This is a genomic window from Candidatus Methylomirabilota bacterium (genome assembly GCA_003104975.1).
Lineage (GTDB): Bacteria > Methylomirabilota > Methylomirabilia > Methylomirabilales > Methylomirabilaceae > Methylomirabilis.
Genome location: PQAM01000010.1, coordinates 1 through 21,886, shown reverse-complemented (window position 1 = coordinate 21,886; position 21,886 = coordinate 1). Strand labels below are relative to the sequence as shown.

General features: G+C 60.3%; 24 protein-coding genes and 1 pseudogene. All 25 read left to right on the top strand.

Annotation, left to right across the window (positions count from 1 at the left end; genetic code table 11):
• Positions 1-79 precede the first annotated feature (79 nt).
• The gene (locus C3F12_06955) at positions 80-1,156 is read left to right on the top strand and encodes a bifunctional UDP-4-keto-pentose/UDP-xylose synthase (GenBank protein PWB45819.1); all 1,077 of its coding nucleotides are present in this window, start codon (positions 80-82) and stop codon (positions 1,154-1,156) included.
• Between the two features lie 29 nt (positions 1,157-1,185).
• Positions 1,186-1,926, top strand: coding sequence for a glycosyl transferase family 2 (locus C3F12_06950; protein ID PWB45818.1), 741 nt, complete (start codon positions 1,186-1,188; stop codon positions 1,924-1,926).
• 20 nt (positions 1,927-1,946) lie between these two features.
• A complete protein-coding gene (locus C3F12_06945) occupies positions 1,947-3,458 on the top strand; it encodes a hypothetical protein (protein PWB45817.1) in 1,512 nt (503 codons plus the stop codon).
• Positions 3,459-3,633: 175 nt separating this feature from the next.
• Positions 3,634-3,915, top strand: a complete 282-nt coding sequence (locus tag C3F12_06940) for a hypothetical protein (GenBank protein PWB45816.1) — start codon at positions 3,634-3,636, stop codon at positions 3,913-3,915.
• Between the two features lie 17 nt (positions 3,916-3,932).
• The gene (locus C3F12_06935) at positions 3,933-4,382 is read left to right on the top strand and encodes a hypothetical protein (GenBank protein ID PWB45815.1); all 450 of its coding nucleotides are present in this window, start codon (positions 3,933-3,935) and stop codon (positions 4,380-4,382) included.
• Between the two features lie 172 nt (positions 4,383-4,554).
• Entirely contained in the window at positions 4,555-5,103 is a 549-nt protein-coding gene (locus C3F12_06930) for a bifunctional pyr operon transcriptional regulator/uracil phosphoribosyltransferase PyrR (GenBank protein ID PWB45814.1), read from the top strand.
• Positions 5,104-5,114: 11 nt separating this feature from the next.
• Entirely contained in the window at positions 5,115-6,047 is a 933-nt protein-coding gene (locus C3F12_06925) for an aspartate carbamoyltransferase (GenBank protein PWB45813.1), read from the top strand.
• Between the two features lie 140 nt (positions 6,048-6,187).
• Entirely contained in the window at positions 6,188-7,549 is a 1,362-nt protein-coding gene (locus tag C3F12_06920) for a dihydroorotase (GenBank protein PWB45812.1), read from the top strand.
• A gap of 75 nt (positions 7,550-7,624) precedes the next feature.
• Positions 7,625-8,800, top strand: a complete 1,176-nt coding sequence (locus C3F12_06915; GenBank protein ID PWB45811.1) for a carbamoyl phosphate synthase small subunit — start codon at positions 7,625-7,627, stop codon at positions 8,798-8,800.
• Positions 8,800-9,459: an O-methyltransferase gene (locus C3F12_06910; protein PWB45810.1), complete on the top strand. Its 660-nt coding sequence runs from the start codon at positions 8,800-8,802 to the stop codon at positions 9,457-9,459. The genes C3F12_06915 and C3F12_06910 overlap by 1 nt, the downstream gene beginning before the upstream one ends.
• Positions 9,460-12,735 carry a carbamoyl phosphate synthase large subunit gene (carB, locus tag C3F12_06905; GenBank protein ID PWB45809.1) on the top strand — a complete coding sequence of 1,092 codons (3,276 nt, stop codon included), beginning with the start codon at positions 9,460-9,462 and terminating at the stop codon, positions 12,733-12,735.
• Positions 12,736-12,754: 19 nt separating this feature from the next.
• Positions 12,755-13,642, top strand: a complete 888-nt coding sequence (locus C3F12_06900; GenBank protein ID PWB45808.1) for a dihydroorotate dehydrogenase electron transfer subunit — start codon at positions 12,755-12,757, stop codon at positions 13,640-13,642.
• Positions 13,639-15,105 carry an aminodeoxychorismate synthase, component I gene (gene pabB, locus C3F12_06895; protein PWB45807.1) on the top strand — a complete coding sequence of 489 codons (1,467 nt, stop codon included), beginning with the start codon at positions 13,639-13,641 and terminating at the stop codon, positions 15,103-15,105. The genes C3F12_06900 and pabB overlap by 4 nt, the downstream gene beginning before the upstream one ends.
• Before the next feature lie 9 nt (positions 15,106-15,114).
• On the top strand, positions 15,115-16,023 hold the full coding sequence (locus tag C3F12_06890) for a branched-chain amino acid aminotransferase (GenBank protein ID PWB45806.1): 909 nt from the start codon (positions 15,115-15,117) through the stop codon (positions 16,021-16,023).
• A gap of 5 nt (positions 16,024-16,028) precedes the next feature.
• Positions 16,029-17,000 (top strand): dihydroorotate dehydrogenase, encoded by a 972-nt coding sequence (locus C3F12_06885; protein PWB45805.1) that lies wholly within the window; start codon positions 16,029-16,031, stop codon positions 16,998-17,000.
• Positions 16,988-17,662: an endonuclease III gene (gene nth / locus C3F12_06880; GenBank protein ID PWB45804.1), complete on the top strand. Its 675-nt coding sequence runs from the start codon at positions 16,988-16,990 to the stop codon at positions 17,660-17,662. Before C3F12_06885 ends, nth begins: the two co-directional genes overlap by 13 nt.
• 55 nt (positions 17,663-17,717) lie before the next feature.
• Entirely contained in the window at positions 17,718-18,041 is a 324-nt protein-coding gene (locus tag C3F12_06875) for a hypothetical protein (GenBank protein ID PWB45803.1), read from the top strand.
• Positions 18,038-18,472, top strand: a complete 435-nt coding sequence (locus C3F12_06870; protein PWB45802.1) for a VapC toxin family PIN domain ribonuclease — start codon at positions 18,038-18,040, stop codon at positions 18,470-18,472. The genes C3F12_06875 and C3F12_06870 overlap by 4 nt, the downstream gene beginning before the upstream one ends.
• A 272-nt stretch (positions 18,473-18,744) precedes the next feature.
• Complete coding sequence (locus C3F12_06865; protein PWB45801.1) at positions 18,745-18,960, top strand: HicB family protein; 216 nt, start codon at positions 18,745-18,747, stop codon at positions 18,958-18,960.
• Positions 18,961-19,100: 140 nt separating this feature from the next.
• Positions 19,101-19,325, top strand: a complete 225-nt coding sequence (locus C3F12_06860) for a HicB family protein (protein ID PWB45800.1) — start codon at positions 19,101-19,103, stop codon at positions 19,323-19,325.
• Positions 19,322-19,510, top strand: a complete 189-nt coding sequence (locus C3F12_06855) for an addiction module toxin, HicA family (protein PWB45799.1) — start codon at positions 19,322-19,324, stop codon at positions 19,508-19,510. The genes C3F12_06860 and C3F12_06855 overlap by 4 nt, the downstream gene beginning before the upstream one ends.
• Positions 19,511-19,533: 23 nt before the next feature.
• Entirely contained in the window at positions 19,534-19,806 is a 273-nt protein-coding gene (locus C3F12_06850; protein PWB45798.1) for a transcriptional regulator, read from the top strand.
• 27 nt (positions 19,807-19,833) lie between these two features.
• A pseudogene (locus tag C3F12_06845) lies at positions 19,834-20,130 on the top strand (hypothetical protein).
• A gap of 522 nt (positions 20,131-20,652) precedes the next feature.
• The gene (locus C3F12_06840) at positions 20,653-21,294 is read left to right on the top strand and encodes an integrase (GenBank protein ID PWB45797.1); all 642 of its coding nucleotides are present in this window, start codon (positions 20,653-20,655) and stop codon (positions 21,292-21,294) included.
• The coding region (locus C3F12_06835; GenBank protein ID PWB46382.1) for a hypothetical protein at positions 21,165-21,886 on the top strand (722 nt) is incomplete at its 3' end. The genes C3F12_06840 and C3F12_06835, both read left to right, overlap by 130 nt.

The window sequence follows — 21,886 nt, the reverse complement described above, 5'->3', positions numbered from 1 at the left end:
ACGGCTCTAACTGCGCACACGCCGTTCCAAGCGTCGGAAGACAGGGCAGGCTTCCTCTAGAACACAGAGGTCTCATACGATGCGCGTTCTGGTTCTTGGAGTTGGAGGGTTTATTGGATCACATCTGGCTCACCGACTGCTCCGCACGACGGAGCACGAGGTAGCGGGCTTCGACCTCACCGATAAGAAGCTAGAGGAGGTGTTGGAGCTCCCACGATTCACCTTCAGGCGGGGCGATGTCCGCCACGAGCGCGACACGATCAGTGAGATGATCGACGGGACAGACATTGTGGTCGACCTCATCGCCCACGCCAACCCCAGCCTCTATGTGCAGAAGCCCCTGGAGGTCTTCGAGCTGAATTTTCTCGAGAACCTGCGTATTGCCCAACTGTGTATGGCAAAGAAAAAGCACCTGGTCCAGTTTTCTTCATGCGAGGTGTACGGCAAGACGGTGGCGAGCGTGTGCGCGGATGAGCTCCAGGATCCCGCGAACCTCCGACATGCGCTCTTCACTGAGGACACCACCAATTTCATTCTCGGTCCGGTCGGGAAGCACCGGTGGATTTATAGTTGTGCCAAGCAACTCCTGGAACGTGTTCTTCACGCCTACGGAATGTCGTACGGCCTCAACTGGACGGTAGTCCGCCCCTTTAACTTCATCGGGCCCAAGATCGACTTTCTCACGTTTGAACAGGAAGGGAACCCACGGGTATTCTCGAACTTCATGTCCGCCCTACTGGAGAGCTCTCCAATGAAACTCGTCAATGGGGGTCATCACAAACGATGCTACACGTATATCGACGATGCCATCGACTGCATCACACGGATTCTTGAGAATCCTGGAGGCGTATGCGATCGCCAGATCTTTAATGTCGGCTCCCCGGCTAATGAGATCTCCATCCGAGATCTCGCCTACCGAATGCGTGACATCTACGCTGCGAAGTTTATCAAGCCTGGCGAGAGGCTTCCCGAGATACTGGACGTAGACAGCACTGAATTCTACGGTGAGGGATACGAGGATTCCGACCGTCGCATCCCGGACATCACCAAGGCACAGACGCTCCTGGGTTGGCAGCCCAGGTACGATCTCGATCGGACCATCGAGTTGAGCATAGCGGGATATGCCAATTACGCCCCCGGTGCAACTATCGCCTGAAGCCAGGGATAGCGACAACCCGCGACCTCATGCCTAACCCCGCCCTTGTCATCGCCATTCCCGCGTACAACGCAGCCCTCACCCTCGAGAGCGTCTTTGATCGGATCCCAAAGGAGATCATCGGGCGAACCGCTCACTACGTTGTCGTCAATGATGGCAGCACCGACGGCACGTCCGACGTGGCCCGTCGGCTCCACGAGCGCCTCCAGAACCTCACACTGATCGAGCACCCGACAAACCGGGGCTACGGGGAAGCCGCCAAAACCGGGCTTACCAAATCCCTGGAACTCGGGGCGGGCTTTATCGTGTGGCTTCATGCCGACGGCCAGTACGCTCCTGAGTCCATTCCCGAGCTGCTTGCGCCGCTGGAGAGGAGCGAAGCCGACATCGTTCAGGGGTCTCGCCTGAAAGGCGGAGGGGCCCTGCAGGGCGGCATGCCGCTGTACAAGTTTGTCGCAAACAAGGCGCTAACATGGCTGGAAAACCGCGTCTTTGGTTTGCATCTTGCCGAATATCATAGTGGGTACATGCTGTATCGGCGCGAGGCCTTGGCAGCTATCCCCTTCCAGCACTTCACCGGCCGCGGCTTCGTGTTTGACCAGGAGATGATTGTCGTAGCCAAGATCCTCAGACTGCGGGTCGTCGACGTGCCCGTCCCCACGCGTTATGCCGGTGAGAAGTCGCACCTCAAACCGATCCCTTACGGAATCGACGTCCTCACGCTCATGGGTCGTTACCTGCGGGGCGACTATCACCGGCTGGTCAAATAGCCGCACGCGGCTGGCTTGTCATGCGGCTCGGAAGGAGTGAGATGCGTGTATCTGCCCTGTGGCTGACGGTCTTCTTCCTCACGGCATTTCTCTCGGTCTCCAGCGGGATCATCGCTTCCACCGACGGGCTCTATGTCTTCAAAGTCACCCAGGCGCTTGTGGAGCGCGGCGAGATTACCATCAGTGGAGAAAATATCCCGACCGGGCATGAAGAGCAATCCGTTTCGCGATTTGGGCTTGGACTCTCGCTGGCTGCCATCCCGTCATACCTTTTGGGCAGACTGGTCTCCGTCTTCGCCCCGGAGTCCTTTCAGAGCCTCGTTCTGAAAGGAAGCGTTTCCCTGACGAATGTGGTCGTGAGCGCGCTCGTCTGTTTGCTCCTCTTCTTGACGGGGAGGCAGCTTGGCTACTCGGATCGCGTGTCCCTGCTGCTTACCGTGTGTTTCGCATTTACGACGTTCTTCATCGTATACGCCACCAAGTCGTTCCTCACTCAACCCCTGGAGACCCTTTGTCTCGTCGGCACCCTCTACTGCCTCATCAAATACAGTCGCGCCCCTGACACGATGGCGGCGTTGTACGCCGGAGGCTTTTGCGGGATAGGAATCCTGACAAAGTGGGTGTTCCTCATCAACCTTCCGATAGTGATCGCATACCTGCTTGCTGCCTCAGGTAGGAACCGCCGAGCGCGCGACCTCTCCAGCTTCGCCCTCCCGGTGATGCTATTCCTTGCCCTCGCGCTAGGATACAACTATATGCGGTTTGGCTCCATCGTGCGGACTGGGTACGGGGGAGTCGCGGTCTTTTCAACCCCCCTGTTGGTGGGGCTGTATGGGCTCTTGTTCAGTGCCGGCAAAAGTCTATTCCTCTACGCGCCCATCGCCGTGTTGGGGTGTGTCGCGATGAGACCATTCGGAAAGAGTCACAGGCGAGAGATGTTGCTCTTGCTTGGGCTCTTCAGCGCAAATCTCATGATCTCTTCCACATACCACACATGGGCCGGCGAAGGGAGCTGGGGACCCCGCTACTTGACGGTGGTGCTCCCCTGTCTGGTTCTACCGTTCGGAACTATGCTGGAAGGTGCGTCCCGTCAGATCAGGCGGGGAGTTCTCGCGCTCTCGCTGGTGGGTCTGTTGGTACAGTTCGGTGGCGTCTCAATCTACTACGGGACCTACTACCGGGTGATCGGAGAGTATCCGTATCAGAGTGTTCCCTCGGACCCGCTGTTTATGTACAAGGCTCACTTTGTCCCCAACTACTCACCAGCCTGGAGGCACATGAAAATAGCGGTACGAAACTGGGGTCGATTTCTGAGAGGCGAAAAACCGGCATTCACTATTAAGGCCGGCAGCGAGCGCATTCCTCTCTCGGATGCGGACCTTGCGAAACTTCCCGAGACCCTGGACCTATGGTTTGCCTACGCCTACTACGCGGGCGTCCCGTTCGGCCTCTGCCTGCTCGGGATGACCAGCCTGATTGGCGCTGCCGCAGTCATGGGGTGGCGGCTCTATCGGCAGTGCGGGGAATCGTAATGGTGCAGCACCGTAGTGAGTGAACGATTGCGGCTGCGACAACTCTTCCACCACAGGAGGGGTATTACCCATGCATGACAGCTCTACTCCGGGTCCCGCTCATCGCCTTGACATCCGTGCGCTTCTTCGGTAGGGTGACCCTAACGCTCGGAGTCATGCGGTATCGGGACGCGTGATGGTGGACGCTACGGTTCTGCAACAACTTGAACAGTTGGCTGACCAGCTTGGCGTGAAGGTCCTCTACGAGAACCTGGACCAGCAGGAATTCGTCGTGAGAAGCGGGACCTGTACGTTGCGGGGCCGGCTAGTGGTGATCATCGATCATCACCTTACTCCGGGCGATCGAATACAGGTCCTGGCCGATTGCCTGTCACGTTTCGATCTTTCCGCAATCTATCTGATCCCGGCTGTTCGCGAGTTGATCGACGCGCGACGGACCGCGCCGCCTGCGGCATAGGAGGGAGGAGGACGGATATGGGAGCACACATGAGTCAACAGGCTATGAAGGTATTCTTGGGGCAGCAGAAGGTCTGCCGACTGGCGACGGTGGATCGACACGGCCAGCCGCATGTTGTGCCCGTGTGGCACATCCTGCTGGACGGTGAACTCTATCTCGAGACCTCGCCGCGATCCAAAAAGGGCCGGAACCTGCAGGCCAACCAGAAGGTCGCCCTCGTGGTCGATGGTGGCGATCGTTTTGAGGACTACAAAGGGGTGATGATTCAGGGAACGGTGGAGTTCGTCAACGATCCGCAGAGGCTCCAGCAGTTCCGTGATGCGATGGCGCAGCGCTACTTCGGTACCGCCGAGCACCCGGGCTACACGTATCTGGTGAGCGGTCCTGACCCGCTCCTGATGAAGGTCATCCCCAAAAAGGTCGTGACGTGGGATTACAGTCAAAAGGCTCTGAAGTCTGACTCCTAAAGATTGAACTTGACAGTCGCGGGTATTCCGTTACACTAAATTAGCCTTTTAATCGAACTCAGAGAGGTTCGAAAAGGAGTTGAAGTGGAAAGTTCGCAGTTCATTCTAATCAGCGTGTCTCGAATAACCTCCTCGCCGGGCGGTGAGGGGGTTTTTTTATGCCCTGACCTTCATGGCCACTGAGTTGAACGAAAAGGCCCAGATCCTCGATCCGCCGGCAATCCAGCGGGCCGTCACCAGGATTGCCCACGAGATCGTCGAGCGGAACAACGGGACGGAGAACCTGGTCCTGATCGGCCTGCGCAGCCGTGGGGTTGATCTGGCACGGCGGATCGCCAGGGAGCTGATGCTGATTGCCGGAACCGAGACGCCGGTCGGGACTCTGGATGTGACTCTCTACCGGGATGATCTGGGCAAGGTCGGGCCACAGCCGGTCGTTCGTAAAACCGAGATCCTGTTCTCGATCAACGAAAAGCGAGTGGTGCTGGTTGACGATGTCTTGTACACCGGCCGGACCATTCGAGCGGCCCTGGACGGACTGATCGACCTTGGCCGGCCTCGTCTCATTCAGCTTGCCGTTCTCGTCGATCGGGGTCACCGCGAGCTGCCGATTCGAGCCGACTATGTCGGCAAGAACGTCCCCACCTCGCGTGAGGAGCAGATTCAGGTTCTGCTGACTGAAGAGGATGGGGAGGACCGAGTCGTGATCGTAACACCGTAGGGAAAGACACGATGGGCCTCGCACGCAAAGATCTGTTGGGCATGCAGGAGCTGACGTCGGACGAGATCCGGCTGATCCTGGATACCGCCGAGTCGATGAAAGAGGTGGCCCGGCGCGATATCAAAAAGGTGCCGACCCTGCGCGGCAAGACCGTCATTAATCTGTTTTACGAGCCCAGCACGCGGACCCGTACGTCCTTTGAGATTGCCGGCAAGTGGCTTAGCGCCGACGTCATCAATATCTCCACCTCGGCCAGTTCGGTGACCAAGGGCGAGAGCCTGAAGGACACGGGCCTCACGTTGCAGGCGATGTACCCGGATATCGTCGTCATCCGTCATCCGGCTCCGGGCGCGGCAGTATTCTTGGCCACGCGGTTGGCCGCATCGATCATCAATGCCGGCGATGGCGCCCACCAGCACCCCAGCCAGGCCCTCCTCGATCTCTTTACGATCAGGGAGAAGATCGGGCGGCTGGAGGGGATGAAGGTGGCTATTGTCGGCGACATTGCCCACAGCCGGGTTGCCAGAAGCAACATCCAGGGAATGCAACGGATGGGAATGGAGGTGCGAGTCGCAGGACCCCGGACGATGCTGCCCCGTTTCATCGAACGATTGGGCGTTGAGGTCTTTACCAACCTGGAACGAGCGGTCGCCGAGGTCGATGTCATCATGATGCTCAGGCTGCAGACCGAACGTCAACAGGCCGGACTGTTCCCCTCGCTGCGGGAGTATTCGCGCCTGTTCGGCCTGACCGCGGAACGGCTGAAGGCCGCCAAACCCGACGTCCTGATTATGCACCCCGGCCCGATCAATCGGGGCATTGAGATCGCGCCCGACGTCGCCGATGGACCCTATTCGTTGATCCTCAATCAGGTGGAAAACGGCCTGGCGGTGCGGATGGCCCTCCTCTACCTGTGCGCCGGCGGCGGGCAGACTAGTGCTTGATTGGATTAATACCCGGACGTCATTCCCGCAGTCTTTAAATGGGAATCCATTGATTTGACTGGATACCCGCTTTCGCGGGCATGACGGCTTATGTGCGCGAACTTTCGCAATGAAGCATTAGTTCGAGGGATGAAGCGGTCATGCGGATTCTGATCAGAGGTGGGCGAGTCATCGATCCGGCAGCCGGATTGGACGATCTCCTCGATCTGTTCATTGAGGACGGAAAGATTGTCCGGATCGACAAAAATACGGGAGGCGGGAGGCGGGAGGCGGGAGGCGCTGATACCAAGGAACCCCGTACGGGCAAAGAGGCGAAAGCGTCAAGAAATGCGGAGTCCGCCCTTGGCGTTGATCGGGTGATGGATGCGACGGGGCTGGTGATCTGTCCCGGCCTGATCGACATGCATGTCCATCTGCGCCAGCCGGGACGTGAGGACAAGGAGACCATCGCGAGTGGAACGATGGCAGCCGCGAGGGGAGGCTTTACGGCGGTTTGCTGTATGCCGAACACCGATCCTGTCAACGATACGCGCTCAGTCGCCAAGTTTATCCTGGATACGGCCAAGCGCGAGGGGGCGGTTCAGGTCTATCCCGTCGGCGCCATCACGAAAGGGTTGAAAGGGGAGGAGTTGGCAGAGATCGGAGAGCTGTTCGAGGCCGGCTGCGTGGCCATCTCCGACGATGGCCGTCCGGTCATGAACGCCGAACTGATGCGGCGGGCCATGGAATACGCGACGATGTTCGATCTGCCGACGATTCAGCACAGCGAGGATCTGCATCTGAGCGGTAAAGGGGTCGTTCATGAAGGGCTGGTCTCGACCGAACTGGGGCTTCGAGGCATCCCGTCCGTGTCGGAGGCCGTGTTGGTCGCGCGCGACCTGTTGCTGGCCGAGTCGACCGGGGCGCGGCTCCACATCGCCCACGTCAGCGCGGCCGAATCGGTCCGCCTGATTCGCGAGGCTAAGGCCCGCGGGGTCCGGGTAAGCTGCGAGGTCACCCCGCATCATCTGACGCTCACGGAGGATGCCGTCCGCGACTTTGACGCGAACGCAAAGATGAATCCACCGCTTCGGTCCGAGGCCGACCGACAGGCGCTTATAGAAGGGCTGCAGGACGGCACCATCGACGTCATTGCCACCGATCACGCCCCGCATACGGTCCAGGAAAAGGAGCGCGAGTTTGACCTGGCCCCCAATGGCGTGATCGGCCTGGAAACCGCGCTTGCCGTGATACTGACGACGCTGGTGGCGCCGGGCATATTGAGCCTGCCGCAGGCGATCGCCAAGCTCACCAGCGAGCCGGCGCGGATCCTGAAGCTTTCGAAAGAGCGGATCGCCGAGGGCGCCGATGCCGATCTGACGATCTTTGATCTGCATCGTGAATGGATCGTCGACCCTACCACCTTTGCCTCCAAGAGCCGGAATACGCCCTTTGCCGGACGGCGGCTGACCGGTGCAACGGTCGCGACGTTGGTCGGAGGCAAGGTGGTGTGGGAGGCATGATAGAAGTGCGAGGGCAACGTTCAACGTGCAAGGTTCGATGTTAGAGGCTAGAGGTTGCCGGAACGGGGTATAGGGATGAAGAGGGCATTGCTGGCACTGGCTGACGGCACCATCTTTGAAGGGCGCGCGTTCGGCGCAGAGGGGGAGGCCGTCGGCGAGGTGGTCTTCAATACCAGTATGACCGGCTACCAGGAGGTCCTGACTGATCCCTCCTACAAGGGCCAGATGGTCGTGATGACCTATCCGCTGATCGGCAACTACGGGATCAATCCTGAAGATGTTGAGTCGCGCGCCCTGGCGGTCGAGGGGTTCATTGTGAAGGAGGCCAGTCCCTACCCGAGCAATTGGCGCAGCGCTCAAACCCTCGACAGCTATCTCACCGAACAGGGGATCGTCGGTATTCAGGGGATCGACACCCGCGCCTTGACCAGGCATCTCCGGGACCATGGGGCGATGGAGGGGGTCATCTCAACGCAAGACCTTGATCCCGAGCGCCTGATTGCCAAAGCGAAAGGCTCGCCTGGCCTGATCGGGCGCGACCTGGTGAAGGAGGTCGCCTGTACGTCGCCGTACACCTGGCACGAGGGGCCATGGCAGTTGAGCAAGAGCGACAAAGAGAGTGGCGAGTCAGTCAATCAGCTCAAGCTCTTCCCCTCACGCCTCACGCCTTACGCATCACGCTACAAGGTGGTGGCCTACGATTGCGGAATCAAGTTGAATATCCTGCGAAAGCTGATCGAGGCCGGGTGCGACGTCTCAGTGGTCCCGCCGGATACCCCGACATCTATGATCCTCGGGCTCAAACCGGATGGGATCTTCCTGAGCAATGGTCCCGGCGACCCCGAGGGTGTGCCGTATCTGATCGACAACGTTAGGAAGCTCATCGGCACAAAGCCGATCTTCGGTATCTGTCTTGGCCATCAGATCCTGGGTCTTGCCCTCGGAGGACGGACCTATAAGCTGAAGTTCGGCCATCACGGCGGGAACCAACCGGTCAAGGATCTGACGACGGGGAAGGTGGAGATCACCACCCAGAACCACGGCTTTGCCGTCGATATTGCGTCAATCCCGGACCCGGAGGTCGAGTTGACCCATATCAACCTCAACGACCACACCGTGGAGGGGATGCGTCATCGCCGCCTGCCGATCTTTTCGGTGCAATATCACCCGGAGGCCTCCCCCGGTCCCCACGACGCGAGCTATCTGTTTGAGCGTTTTGTAGGGTTGATGGCGCAGGCAGGTGCACGCTGATGAAGGCGCAGAGCGGGCTGATCATCTACCAGGCGCAAGAGGAATACCTGGAACGGCTGCTCCCCGAGAGGGACCTGCTGCTGCAGGAGATGGAACGCGTGGCGGATGCACATGGCATCCCCATCGCCGATCCTGAGGTGGCGACGTTTCTGGAGATCACGATCCGTGCGATCCGCGCAGAGCGGGTCCTGGAGGTTGGGACCGCCATCGGGTATGCCGATATCTTCATGGCGCGGGCCATGTCGCCTCACGGCAAGGTTGTCACGATCGATACGAAGGCCGGGATGATTGAAAAGGCTCGGGAATATGTCAAGCGGGCCAGGCTGGGGAAGCAGGTGGAGTTTCACCTGGGTCCGGCCCTGAAAGTGATCCCGACGCTTCCCGGGCTGTTCGACCTCGTCTATCTTGATGCGGTGAAGGCAGAGTACCGGGACTACCTGGATTTGGCCCTGCCGCTGATGCGGATCGGCGGTGTTGTCGTGTGCGACAATGTCCTCTGGCGAGGGCAGGTTGCAAGCGGACAGTCGGTTGACGAGCAGTATCGGCAGTCAACAGAGGCGCTGCGCGACTTCAACGACTACTTCGTTCATCACCCCCAATTACTTGCTCAGATTCTACCGGTAGGCGATGGCCTCGCCTACGGCGTGAAGGTGGAATAGGTGCCCAAGCGAACCGACATCGAAAAGATTTTAATCATTGGGTCAGGGCCGATTGTGATCGGGCAGGCGTGTGAGTTCGACTACTCGGGAACGCAGGCCTGCAAGGCCCTCCGTGAGGAAGGGTACCAGGTGATTCTGGTCAACTCGAATCCGGCCACCATCATGACCGACCCGGAGACGGCCGACCGGACCTACGTGGAGCCGCTGACCGTACCCGTGATGGAGCAGATCATCGCGCGGGAGCGGCCCGATGCGCTGCTGCCCACCCTCGGAGGGCAGACCGGCCTCAACCTGGCCGTCGCGCTGGCTGAGGCAGGGATTCTCGACCGGTACGGGGTCGAGATGATCGGGGCGAAGCTCCACGCCATCAAAAAGGCCGAAGACCGCGAGCTGTTCAAGCAGGCGATGCACAAGGTCGGGGTCGACGTGCCCGAGAGCGGCTATGCCGAGTCCTTCGAGCAGGCGCGCGCCATCGTCGAACGGATCGGCTACCCGGCCATTATCCGTCCGTCGTTCACGCTTGGCGGTACCGGTGGGAGCGTCGCCTACAACCGTGACGAATTCGACGAGCAGGTCCAGTGGGGCCTCAACATGAGCCCCATCCGCCAGATCCTGATTGAAGCCTCCGTCATCGGGTGGAAGGAGTTTGAGCTGGAGGTGATGCGCGACCTGAAGGACAACGTGGTCATCATCTGCTCCATCGAAAACTTCGATCCGATGGGGGTCCACACCGGCGATTCGATCACGGTGGCGCCCGCACAGACCCTGTCCGACAAAGAGTATCAGCTTATGCGGGATGCCTCCATCGCCATCATCCGCGAGATCGGCGTCGAGACCGGCGGCAGCAACATCCAGTTCGCCGTCAGTCCCGAGAACGGGCGGATGCTGGCGATTGAGATGAATCCGCGGGTCTCACGATCCTCGGCATTGGCCAGCAAGGCCACCGGCTTCCCCATCGCCAAGATCGCCGCCAAGCTAGCAGTGGGCTATACGCTGGACGAGATCAGCAACGACATCACGAAGGAGACGACGGCCTGCTTTGAGCCGACCATCGACTACTGCGTCGTCAAGTTCCCGCGATTCTCGTTTGAGAAGTTTGCCGGCGCCGACGAGACCCTGACGACGCAGATGAAATCGGTCGGAGAGGCGATGGCGATCGGTCGGACCTTTAAGGAGGCATTACAGAAGGTCATCCGCTCGCTTGAGATCGACGCGTATGGACTGAAGAGCCGGATCTTCGGAGACCCATCTGCACACGGGTCGGAGGTCAGCGAGACCGACCTGATGCGGGTGCGGGATCGCCTCAGCACGGCCAATTGGGAGCGGGTCTTTTACCTGGCCGATGCGCTCCGACTGGGGATAACGGTGCAGGAGATCTACAGGCTGACCGCCATCGATCCCTGGTTCCTGGAGAACATCAAGGAGATCGTTGACTTTGAGAACGAACTGCTCGGTCAACGTGGACATAAGGAAGACCTGCCCTTGGTCGGTCTATCGGCCCCGATTCTGCGGCAGGCCAAGGCATTAGGTTTTTCTGATCGGCGGCTGGCCGAACTGATCGGCTCTCAGGAGTCCGCTGTCCGAGACGCCAGAAAGCGGATGGGGATCGAGGCTACCTTCAAGATGGTCGATACCTGCGGCGCCGAGTTTGTGGCCCATACGCCCTACCTGTACTCGACCTATGAGCAGGAGTGCGAGGCCAACCCGACCAATCGCCGAAAGATCATGATCCTCGGTTCCGGCCCGAACCGGATCGGTCAGGGGATCGAATTCGACTACTGCTGCGTGCACGCGGCCTTTGCCCTGAAGGAGATCGGCTACGAGACGATCATGGTCAATTGCAATCCCGAGACGGTCTCGACCGACTACGATACCTCCGACCGCCTCTACTTCGAACCGCTCTGTCTGGAGGATGTCCTGAACATTGCAGAGCGGGAACGGCCGGATGGGGTGATCGTCCAGTTCGGCGGACAGACCCCGCTGAAACTGGCCATCCCGCTCGAACGGGCCGGTCTCAAGATCCTGGGCACCCCACCCGATGCCATCGACCGGGCAGAGGACCGGGAACGATTCAAGCAGATGTTGCAGCGCCTCGGCCTGAATCAGCCGCCAAATGGGACCGCCGTCTCGGTGGATCAGGCGCTTACCGTCGCGCGGCAGATCGGCTATCCGGTCCTGGTGCGACCGTCGTATGTCCTCGGCGGCCGCGCGATGGAGATCGTCTACACCGAGACGAGCCTACAGGCGTACATGACCCGCGCCGTCCAGGCCTCATTGGAGCATCCCGTGCTGGTGGATAAGTTCCTGGAGGACGCCATCGAGATGGACGTCGATGCCCTGTGCGACGGCCGGGAGGTCGTCATCGGGGGGATCATGGAGCATATCGAGGCAGCGGGTGTCCATTCCGGCGACTCAGCCTGCTCATTGCCGCCCCGGTCGGTGCCGCAACCGCTACTCGATCAGATCCGCATCCACACACGGGCGATGGCGCTGGAGCTTGGGGTCGTCGGACTGATCAACATCCAGTTTGCGATCAAAGATGACGTCGTCTATGTCCTGGAGGTCAATCCCCGCGCCTCGCGGACCGTCCCCTTTGTCAGTAAGGCGGCGGGCGTTCCCCTGGCCAAGCTGGCGGCGAAGGTCATGGCCGGAATGAGCCTCAACGAGTTGGGCGTTACCGAAGAGCCGAGGCTTCACCACGTCGCGGTCAAGGAGGCGGTCCTGCCTTTTGTGAAGTTCCCAGGTGTGGATGCCGTGTTAGGACCCGAGATGAAATCGACCGGCGAGGTCATGGGAATCGATCGCGAATTCGGACTAGCCTTTGCCAAGTCCCAGGTGGGTGCAAGCGGCGCCCTTCCCTTGGATGGTACGGCCTTTCTGAGCGTGCGCGGCAGCGACAAACCGCATATCGTACCCCTGGCAAGGCGGCTCGCGGAGATGGGCTTTCACCTCGTCGCCACGGCCGGGACCGCAGCCGTGCTGCGAGGCGGCGGGGTGAACGTCGAGCCGGTGGCGAAGGTCATTGACGGCGTACGCCCGCACATCGTGGACAAGATGAAGAATGGGGAGATCGGCCTGGTCATCAATACCCCGGAGGGCCATCACGCGCGGCTCGACTCTTACTCCATCCGACGAACGGCGGTGACGATGGGCATCCCCTACTTTACGACTATGGCGGCGGCGTGCGCAGCGGTCGAGGCGATTGCCGCGATGCGACACGGGAAGCTCGGGGTCAAGGCGTTGCAGGAGTACCATCAGGTCCAGGGTGGAGGGTAGAGGGTGCAGGGTATAGGGAATGGTGGTGTCGTCCGAGTTCCACGTTGAGATCGTGGCCAACAAACAGATCGCGCCGGAATACTTTTCGATGCGCTTGGCCGGTCCTGTACGCCTGGCACGATTTCTCCCCGGACAGTTTCTGATGCTCGGATGGACCGACGGACTCGATCCGTTGCTGCCTCGGGCCATGAGCATCCGCCGCGCGAGACGTGGAGAGGGGTTTGCCGAGGTGGAAATCCTTTACAAAGTCTGTGGCCGAGGCACCGCACGTCTCGCTGCGATGCGACCGGGTAGGTCGCTCCGGGCAACCGGTCCGCTTGGAAATGGCTTTGAGGTTCCGCGAAAAGTAGCGCACGTTATCCTGGTTGCCGGCGGCGTTGGGGTCCCACCGATCGCTGCCCTTGTCGATGCTCTCGCCGGACGGATGGCTGACCGTCGGATCGCGGTGACGGTCCTGCTCGGCGGGCGATCCAAGGTCGATCTGCTGTGCGTCTCAGACCTTCGACGGGCCGGCGCCGCCGTCCACGTGGCCACCGAAGACGGCAGTGCCGGCCATGAAGGTTTGGTCACCGACCTGCTCAAGCACTACCTCTACACCCAACACCCAACACCCAACACCCGCCTCTATGCCTGCGGTCCCTACCCCATGCTGGCAGCACTGGCGCCGATTGCCGAACAGTACGACCTGCCCTATCACGCCTCTATGGAGGCGAATATGGCCTGTGGGTTCGGAGCCTGTATGGGCTGTGTTGTGCCGGTAACGGCACATAAACAGGAGCGCGCTTATCGTCTGGTCTGCAAAGATGGGCCGGTCTTTGACGGCCATAAGATCCTCTGGGATGAACATAAGACGGGGGTTGGGGGTTGGGGGTTGGGGGTTGGGAAGTTGGAGGGCCGCAAGGGATGATCCTATCGTTTCCGGCCGCTCTACGCGGGACCTCGCAGACCGATCCGCATGTTCTCATAGAGGAGGTCCCCAATCCGCCGCCCTTTGCGGATCTCTGGAGTCTGGTCGCTGCGCAGCCGGGCTTCAGCCTTCTGGACGCCGATCCCTGGGCTGTGAATCACTGGCAGGCCGCCTGTTTCGGCTACGATCCATTCCTCACCTTTTCGGCAAAGGGCAACGAGATCACCATTTCACGTCGTGGCGAATGCCACCGGGTCACAGGCGATCCGTTTCAACATCTTCAGGCGACCCTCAGGCAATATAGCAACCTGGCGCCCGTCGAAGACGTTCCAACGGCCGGCGCCATCGGCTACTTCGGCTACGACCTCCGACACCACCTCGAACGGCTGCCGGCGCGCGCGGTGGACGACCTGAGGCTACCCGACTGCGTGATCCATTTTTACGACCGGCTCTTCTGGTTCGAACCGGCGAAGCGCGAGATGCTGATCACCTCCACCGGCCTGCCGCTGCCGCCGGGCGTCGCGCGCGAGCAACGGGCCCTGGAGCGGCTGCACGAGGGTCGCGACCTGATCGCGCATGCGCGGCTGACAGGCGGTGGCAGGTCGCCCGAGTTGTCGCCCATCGCGGCCCCGCTCGACAGCAATATGTCGAAGGCGCAGTACTGTCAGGCATTGGACAGGGTCCTGGACTATATCGCAGCCGGCGATATCTATCAGGCCAACATCTCGCAGCGCTTCGTCACACAGTTTGGCGGCGATCCCTGGGCCCTGTACCGGCGTCTTCAGAAACGTTTCCCGGCGCCATTCGGGGCCTATCTTCACTGTGGCCCGTTCCAGGTCCTGTCCAACTCCCCGGAACGGTTCCTGCTGGTTGAGGGGAACCGCATCTCGACCTGCCCGATCAAGGGGACGCGCCCGCGAGGGATGACCGTGGAGGACGATGCGCGGATCATCGGGAGCCTTCGTTACGATCCGAAAGAGCGTGCCGAGCATGTCATGATCGTGGACCTGGAACGAAACGATCTGGGGCGGATCTGCCGGGTCGGCTCTGTGCATGTCGAGCGATTCGAGACGATCGAGACCTACCATACCCTTCATCACATGGTCTCGATCGTCGCGGGGACCCTGGAGGATGGGACAGACCCGATCGACTGCCTGCGCGCCACCTTCCCAGGCGGGTCGATCACCGGCGCCCCCAAGATCCGTGCGATGGAAATCATCGACGAGGTGGAGCCGACCCCCCGCGGCCTCTATACCGGCGCAATCGGGTTTATCGGGTTTTCCGGCGGGATGGAACTGAACATCGCCATTCGAACGGCCGTCGTCACGGGCGGACAGATCTACTTTCAGACCGGCGGAGGGATCGTCGCCGATTCCTCGCCGGCCAAAGAGTACGACGAGACGCTGCTCAAGGCCGAAACCTTCTTTCGGACGCTTGGGATCGGCGCCGGTTTCGGGAGGTAGAGAAGGCGAATGGCTGTCGTCTATCTGAACGGACGCTACATACAGGCCGAGCGGGCAAAGGTGTCGGCCTTTGACCGCGGGTTCATCTATGGCGACGGCCTCTTCGAGACCATCCGGACATATGCCGGATGGGTCTTTGCGCTGGATCGACACCTGGGACGCCTCAAGAAAGGCGCCGACCAGATCGGGATCCCGTTTACGGGCGACGCGGGCAAGTGGCGGCCGGTGATGGATGCGCTGCTCCGGCGCAATCACCTTCAGGACACGGATGCGTCGTTGCGGTTGACGGTGACGAGAGGTCCGGACGTGCTGGGCCCTCTGCTGCCTCCCGACGCGCCCCCGTCACCCACGCTGCTGCTGGTCGCCAAGCCGGTGGATGCCGGAATCGCCCAACGTCAGCAGGTGGGGGTCGGCGTCATAACGGTTCACTGGGGAGATCCGTTTAACCCGCTCCAGATCAAGTCGCTGGATTATCTCTATAATATACTCGCGACGGCGCAGGCGCAACGCGAGGGCGCGCTGGAGGCGTTGTTTGTGGGCACTGATAACTGTATCATTGAGGGCGCCACAAGCAACGTCTTTTCGATCTCACACGGCGTACTGACGACCCCTTCTGAGAGTTCAGGGCTTCTACCAGGGATTACCAGGGAGGTGGTGATTGAGCTGGCAAAGCGGGAGGGCCTGACGGTTCATGAAACCCCACTTCCCCTTGATACGCTCCTGTCGGCAGACGAGGTGTTCCTCACCGGTTCCCTCAAGGAGATCACGCCGGTTATCGCGGTCGACGGTCGCACAATCGGAACCGGCCGCCCAGGTCCGGTCACGCAACAGCTCCAGCAGCGATACCGGACGGCCGTCGAAGAGGAACGGGTACGAGGCAAATGCAGGGGCGCACTGCGTGCGCCTATACAAGAGTAGAATACGTGAAGTCTGTCGCCGGTCGCACCAAACGGCCCGATCTGCGCGTCACCGTCGCAGGCATCCCCATGCAGAACCCGGTGATGACGGCGTCCGGGACCTTCGGCTATGCTCAGGAGTTCGAGCCGTTCCTGGACCTCGGTCGCCTGGGCGCCATCGCTGTGAAAACCATCACCCGTTCACCGCGCGCCGGGAATCCACCGACGAGAATCGTCGAGACCCCCGCCGGGATGTTGAACGCGATCGGCCTGCAGAATGTCGGGGTAGAGGCGTTCATCAAAGAGAAACTCCCCTACCTGCGCCGATTGGGTCCGCCGGTGATTGTCAATATCGCCGGTGAGTCGATCGAAGACTATGTTGAACTGGCTAAACGGCTGAGTGATCGTGAAGGGATCAGCGGATTAGAGCTGAATATCTCCTGTCCCAACGTGGCCGATGGCCTGATCTTCGGCTGTAATGCGGCATTGGCCCACACGCTGATATCGAAGGTCCGGCGGGCGACGGCGCTCCCGCTCATCCCCAAGCTCTCCCCGAATGTCACCGACGTGGCGGAGATCGCCAGGGCGCTGGCGGATGCCGGGGCCGACGCCCTCTCTCTCATCAATACGCTGATCGGTATGGCCGTCGACGTGCGAACCCGGCGCCCGAAACTTGGCAACGTCACCGGCGGCCTCTCCGGACCGGCCATCCGACCCGTCGCGATCCGAATGGTCTGGGAGGTAGCCCAGGCGGTCAAGCTCCCGCTGATCGGGATGGGCGGGATCATGACGGCTGAGGACGCGCTGGAGTTCCTGATCGCCGGCGCGACGGCCGTCGCGGTCGGGACGGCCAACTTCACGTCGCCGAGCAGTGCTGAACGGGTCATTGACGGGATCAGCGCGTATTTGATCGACCATAAGCTCGCGCGCGTCACCGATCTTGTCGGGTCGTTGGATCTGACGGGCACTACGCGAGAGGCGACTGAATGGCCACGTTGAGACCGGTGAAGGGCGATCTCCATACCGCTACTCCCGCTGCCGCCAAAAAGATCCTGGCCATCCTGGAGGAGACCTACCCGGACGCCTGTGTGACGCTCGATTTCAAGAACCCGTTCGAGCTGCTGATCGCGACGATCCTGGCGGCCCAATGCACCGACGAGCGGGTCAACCAAGTCACCAAGGGCCTGTTTAAGCGATATGCGACCCCCAAAGCGTTCGCCGAGGCCGATCCGATCGATCTGGAAGAGGCGATTCGGTCTACAGGTTTCTATCGGAACAAGGCCAAAAGCATCATCGGCTGCTGCAGGAAGATCCTGGAGGAGTTTGGCGGGCAGGTACCGCGGACGATGCAGGAGCTGATTACGCTCCCCGGCGTCTGGCGCAAAACCGCCAACATCGTCCTGAGCAACGCCCTGGGCATCACCGCCGGGATCGCGGTAGACACTCACGTCATACGTGTAGCCAACCGCCTGGGCCTGGCACACAGCGACAAGCCGGATGAGATCGAGCAGCAGCTCTGCCGGATCATCCCCAAAGCGCAGTGGACCCGCCTGACCCACCTGCTGGTCTTCCACGGCCGCGGCGCCTGTACCGCCAAGCGCCCCGACTGCCCCCGCTGCCACGTCCGCCACCTCTGCCCCTGGCCGGACAAGACCGTCTGACCCTTCCCTCTATCTTGCCCCCTATTCCCGCCTTGCCGGCCCCGACGATGACTGCATGGCATTGTTAATTGCCATGTGGCAATGTATAATGCCAATTAAAGAGGAGGATTGTGTTATGAACACGCTCTTGGATCGATTCGGCCGGGTGGTGATCCCAAAAGAAATCCGCGATAGTCTTGGCCTTAAACCAGGGGAACTGTTAAAGGTGGAGCAATCGGACGATGAGGTTGTTTTGAAGCCGTTGCGTGAAGAACCCCCAATCAAGGTGAAGGATGGCGTATTGGTCTATACAGGCACAGCAACGGGCAATCTGATGGAGCGCGTGAAGGCTCATCGCGAAGAACGCCTCAGGACGGTGTCTTCACCACGGAAATCATGAAAATCCTTTTTGATACCTCCGTCCTCACAGCCGCAATCGTAGAACCGCACCCTCTGCACGCCTCTGCTTTCCGATGGCTCAAACAGGCAAGAGCAAAAGAGTTCGACATGTTGATCGCGGGTCACACTTTGGCTGAATTGTATGCAGTGTTGACCACGTTGCCTATACGCCCGAAGATTACACCTGGGATCGCCGGGCGTCTGATTCGCAGTAATGTTGAGGCCACGGCAAAGGTGGTTTCCCTTTCACCTTCGGAGTACAGCTCCGTCGTCAAGCGGATGGCTGATCTTGGACTATCCGGAGGGGTAATTTATGATGCCATCATCGCGAAGGTGGCGACAAAATCACAGGTTGATCACGTGTTAACATTCAATACCGACGACTTCAAACGAGTGTGGCCCGAAGGCGCAAACCGTCTCATCGCGCCATAAAACATGCGGTCATGCATGTGCGAAATCACTAGAAACACCTTCAGCCCCTCAAGACGTTTCGCGGGATTCCGATTGTCTCGCCGCGAGAATACTTCGATCGGCTTCGCTGAGGCCGATCTGGTCTCCCAGTTGCGGCGCCCGAAGAGCTTTATCCCACCACCACAGCCTCAGTGGTTCACTTCCTATTTATATTTGGGCAAATACCACTTGGGAGGTAGAATCAACCCGGCACTCCCAGAGCGGGAAGGAGAGCAGGACGGAGGTGCGCTGTTATGAGGAACGAATTCACAGCAGTTTTCGAGCGAGACGGAGAGTGGTGGATCGCCTACTGTCCGGAGATTCCTGGAGCAAACGGGCTCGGGAAAACGAAGGAAGAGGCCCGTCAAAGTCTTGCGGATGCCATTGCACTCATCTTGCAGGACCGCCGGGAGAATGGGCTGCGAGGGGTGCCGCCGAATGCTGAGCGTGAGACGGTGATCGTGACGTGAAGCGAAGCGCGCTGTTGCAGCACCTTCGCAGACACGGCTGCCACTTCAAGCGGGAAGAACGCTCCCAGTTGAGTAGATATTGAATGTTGGATTCCTGGCGTGGCTGGGAGAGGGTGCTAAGGAAACTCGGAGGAGTCGAAATGACTATCACACTGACCGCGGTGTTTCAGAAAGTACCGGAAGGATATATCGGCTTCGTTGAGGAGTTGCCCGGGGCGAACACCCAAGGCGCGACCTTAGGGGAGACACGCGCCAATCTGCAGGAGGCTATCACTCTTGTCCTGGAGGCCAACCGCACACTGGCTGAGGAGTCGTTGAAGGGGAAGGACGTAATTCGCGAACCGCTGCCCATATCTGAGGCATGAAGCGCCGCGACCTGATCCGGCACTTAGAGGCACACGGGTGCGAATTCCTGCGCGAGGGCAGTAACCATACCGTGTATGTGAATCGGGTAGCGCAAAAGACATCGGTAATCCCCAGGCACCGCGAAATCAACGAGTTTCTCGCTCGAAAGATCTGCCGTGACCTCCAGGTTTCCGAGCCTGTCTAACCCTGCTCGGAAGGAGATCGAAGATGACTAAGGATACGCGTAACATTGGCCGCGAGATTCTCGAGGGCCTGCGGGAAATCAAGCAGGGCGACTACGGGCGCGTTATCACGATTCCGAGCATTACAGGCGTTCGCGAGAAGACGGGCCTGTCCCAGGCACGGTTTGCCCAGCTACTCGGCGTCTCCGTGCGGACCCTGCAGGATTGGGAGCAGGACCGCCGGGCCCCGTCTGGTGCGGCCCGAACCCTGCTGATGGTAGCGGCGAAGAACCCGCGTGCGCTCCTAGAAGTCGCGTGACGGTTGGCGCGAAATCTCACTCGCCGCATGCAGCCGACGGCGAACACTGAACCCCTAAGAGTCGAGGAGGCCGATATGCTTCCCGAATACGACGTTAGGGGCAAGAAAGGTGTGCGCGGCAAGTATTATCGCGCCTACCGGCAAGGGCATACGGTCAAGGTTTATAAAGCCGATGGAACGGTGAGTATTCGTTACTTCACGCTGGCAGATGGCGCGGTGATGCTGGAGCCAGATGTGCGTCAGTATTTCCCGAACGCTGACACCGTAAATGCTGCCCTGCGCTCTCTGATTGCACTGATACCGGCTAAGTCTGCCAGGCGCAAGACCGTTACCAAATCTCGTCGACTGCAGCAGGCCCATGTGGGGGCGTGCAATCACGGGGCGCGGGCTAACCCCGGCATGAACCCGCCGCGCTCGCGCGTCTGCCCACCGCGCCGGGTACGCCCCGCGACCGCACCCACAAACCCCTTCCCCCGCATCCACGTAGCCGAAACACTCGATGATGCGGTCGGGAGCGTAGGAATATAGAGATTGTGTTGCTTCGAATTTTTTTCTTGACGGTCTTAGTCATATGTATAATCTTATATCCGAGGACGAAAAGGTGGTGAAAAGGGGGAGGCAGGGGATGCGATGGACCTAACCGCGCCTGTTGTGCGGTTATCTGATCGAGACGGGCTGCTGGATGCCCTGATCGCCGCGGCCGATACGGTCGTCAAACTGGAAGCCTCTGTCCTCTCCCTCGAAAAGCCAGTTCCAGTTCCTGTGTCGCCACCAAAAAGACTTGACCGCCTCTCAGGTTTGGAGTATGCATCATAACTAGGCCTTCCTCTCGGAAAGGAGGACTGCATGGGGATTTCCACTGAAACAGGGGTCATCCAACACCGCTCTCCTCAGAGGGCTGGCAAGTGGACACCTGCCGTGCTCACCCCTTCGCCACGGCCTCCAGCCAAGCCGAAGCTCCTTGACCAGGTTCGCCAGGCCATTCGCACTCGCCATTACAGTTGCCGGACAGAGGATGCCTACATCGGGTGGATCAAGCGGTACATCTTCTTCCACGGGAAGCGCCATCCGGTCGAGATGGGCGAACAGGAGGTAACCCGGTTCCTGTCCTCCCTCGCCGTGGACTGCCAGGTGAGCGCCTCAACACAGAATCAGGCGATGAGCGCCCTCCTGTTTCTCTACCGGGAGGTCCTGCAGCACCCATTGCCATGGCTCGACAACATCATCCCTGCGAAACGACCACTGCACTTGCCCGTCGTCTTGAGCCGTGATGAGGTCCAGGCGATCTTCGCCCATCTGCATGGAGCACCCCACCTGATGGCCCCCCTCCTGTACGGGGCTGGCCTCCGGGTGATCGAGTGCTGCAGGCTCCGAATCAAGGACGTAGATTTCGCCGCGAACCAGATCATCGTGCGCGAGGGCAAAGGCGACAAGGACCGCGTCACGCTGCTCCCCATACCGCCAAAGCGGACCTCGCCCGTCACCTAGAGATTGTTCGGTTGCAACACCAGCGGGATCTAGAGCGGGGTGCCGGCTGGGCGGAACTTCCAGCGGCGCTCGGCCGAAAATATCCGAACACAGGCCGCGAACTGGCCTGGCAATGGGTTTTCCCGGCCACGAGGTATTATGTGCACGTCGAGACCGGGCAGCGACGCCGGCATCACTTGCATGAGTCGGTGCTGCAAAAGGCCGTGAGGGAGGCAACCAGGCGGGCGAGCGTGTCTAAGCCGGCGTCCTGTCATACATTCCGCCACTCTTTCGCGACTCACCTGCTCGAGGATGGGTACGACATCCGCACGGTGCAGGAGCTGCTGGGCCACACTGATGTGAGCACGACCATGATCTACACCCATGTGCTCAATCGAGGGTGGGGTGGCGTCCGCAGTCCGGCGGATCGTCTTCCCGGGTCCGCTACCCACATCGCTTTTGGGATCGCGGCTAATGGTCGCCGACTGATGCTCCAAGCCGGTCTCGATAACAAGGCTGCCGGCGCTGCTGCTGTGCTGCCAACACCCCCACAGTCACGCGGCGACAGGCGTCCAGGGGAGAAGGGACCCCTGACCTTCCCCCGGTTTCCTGG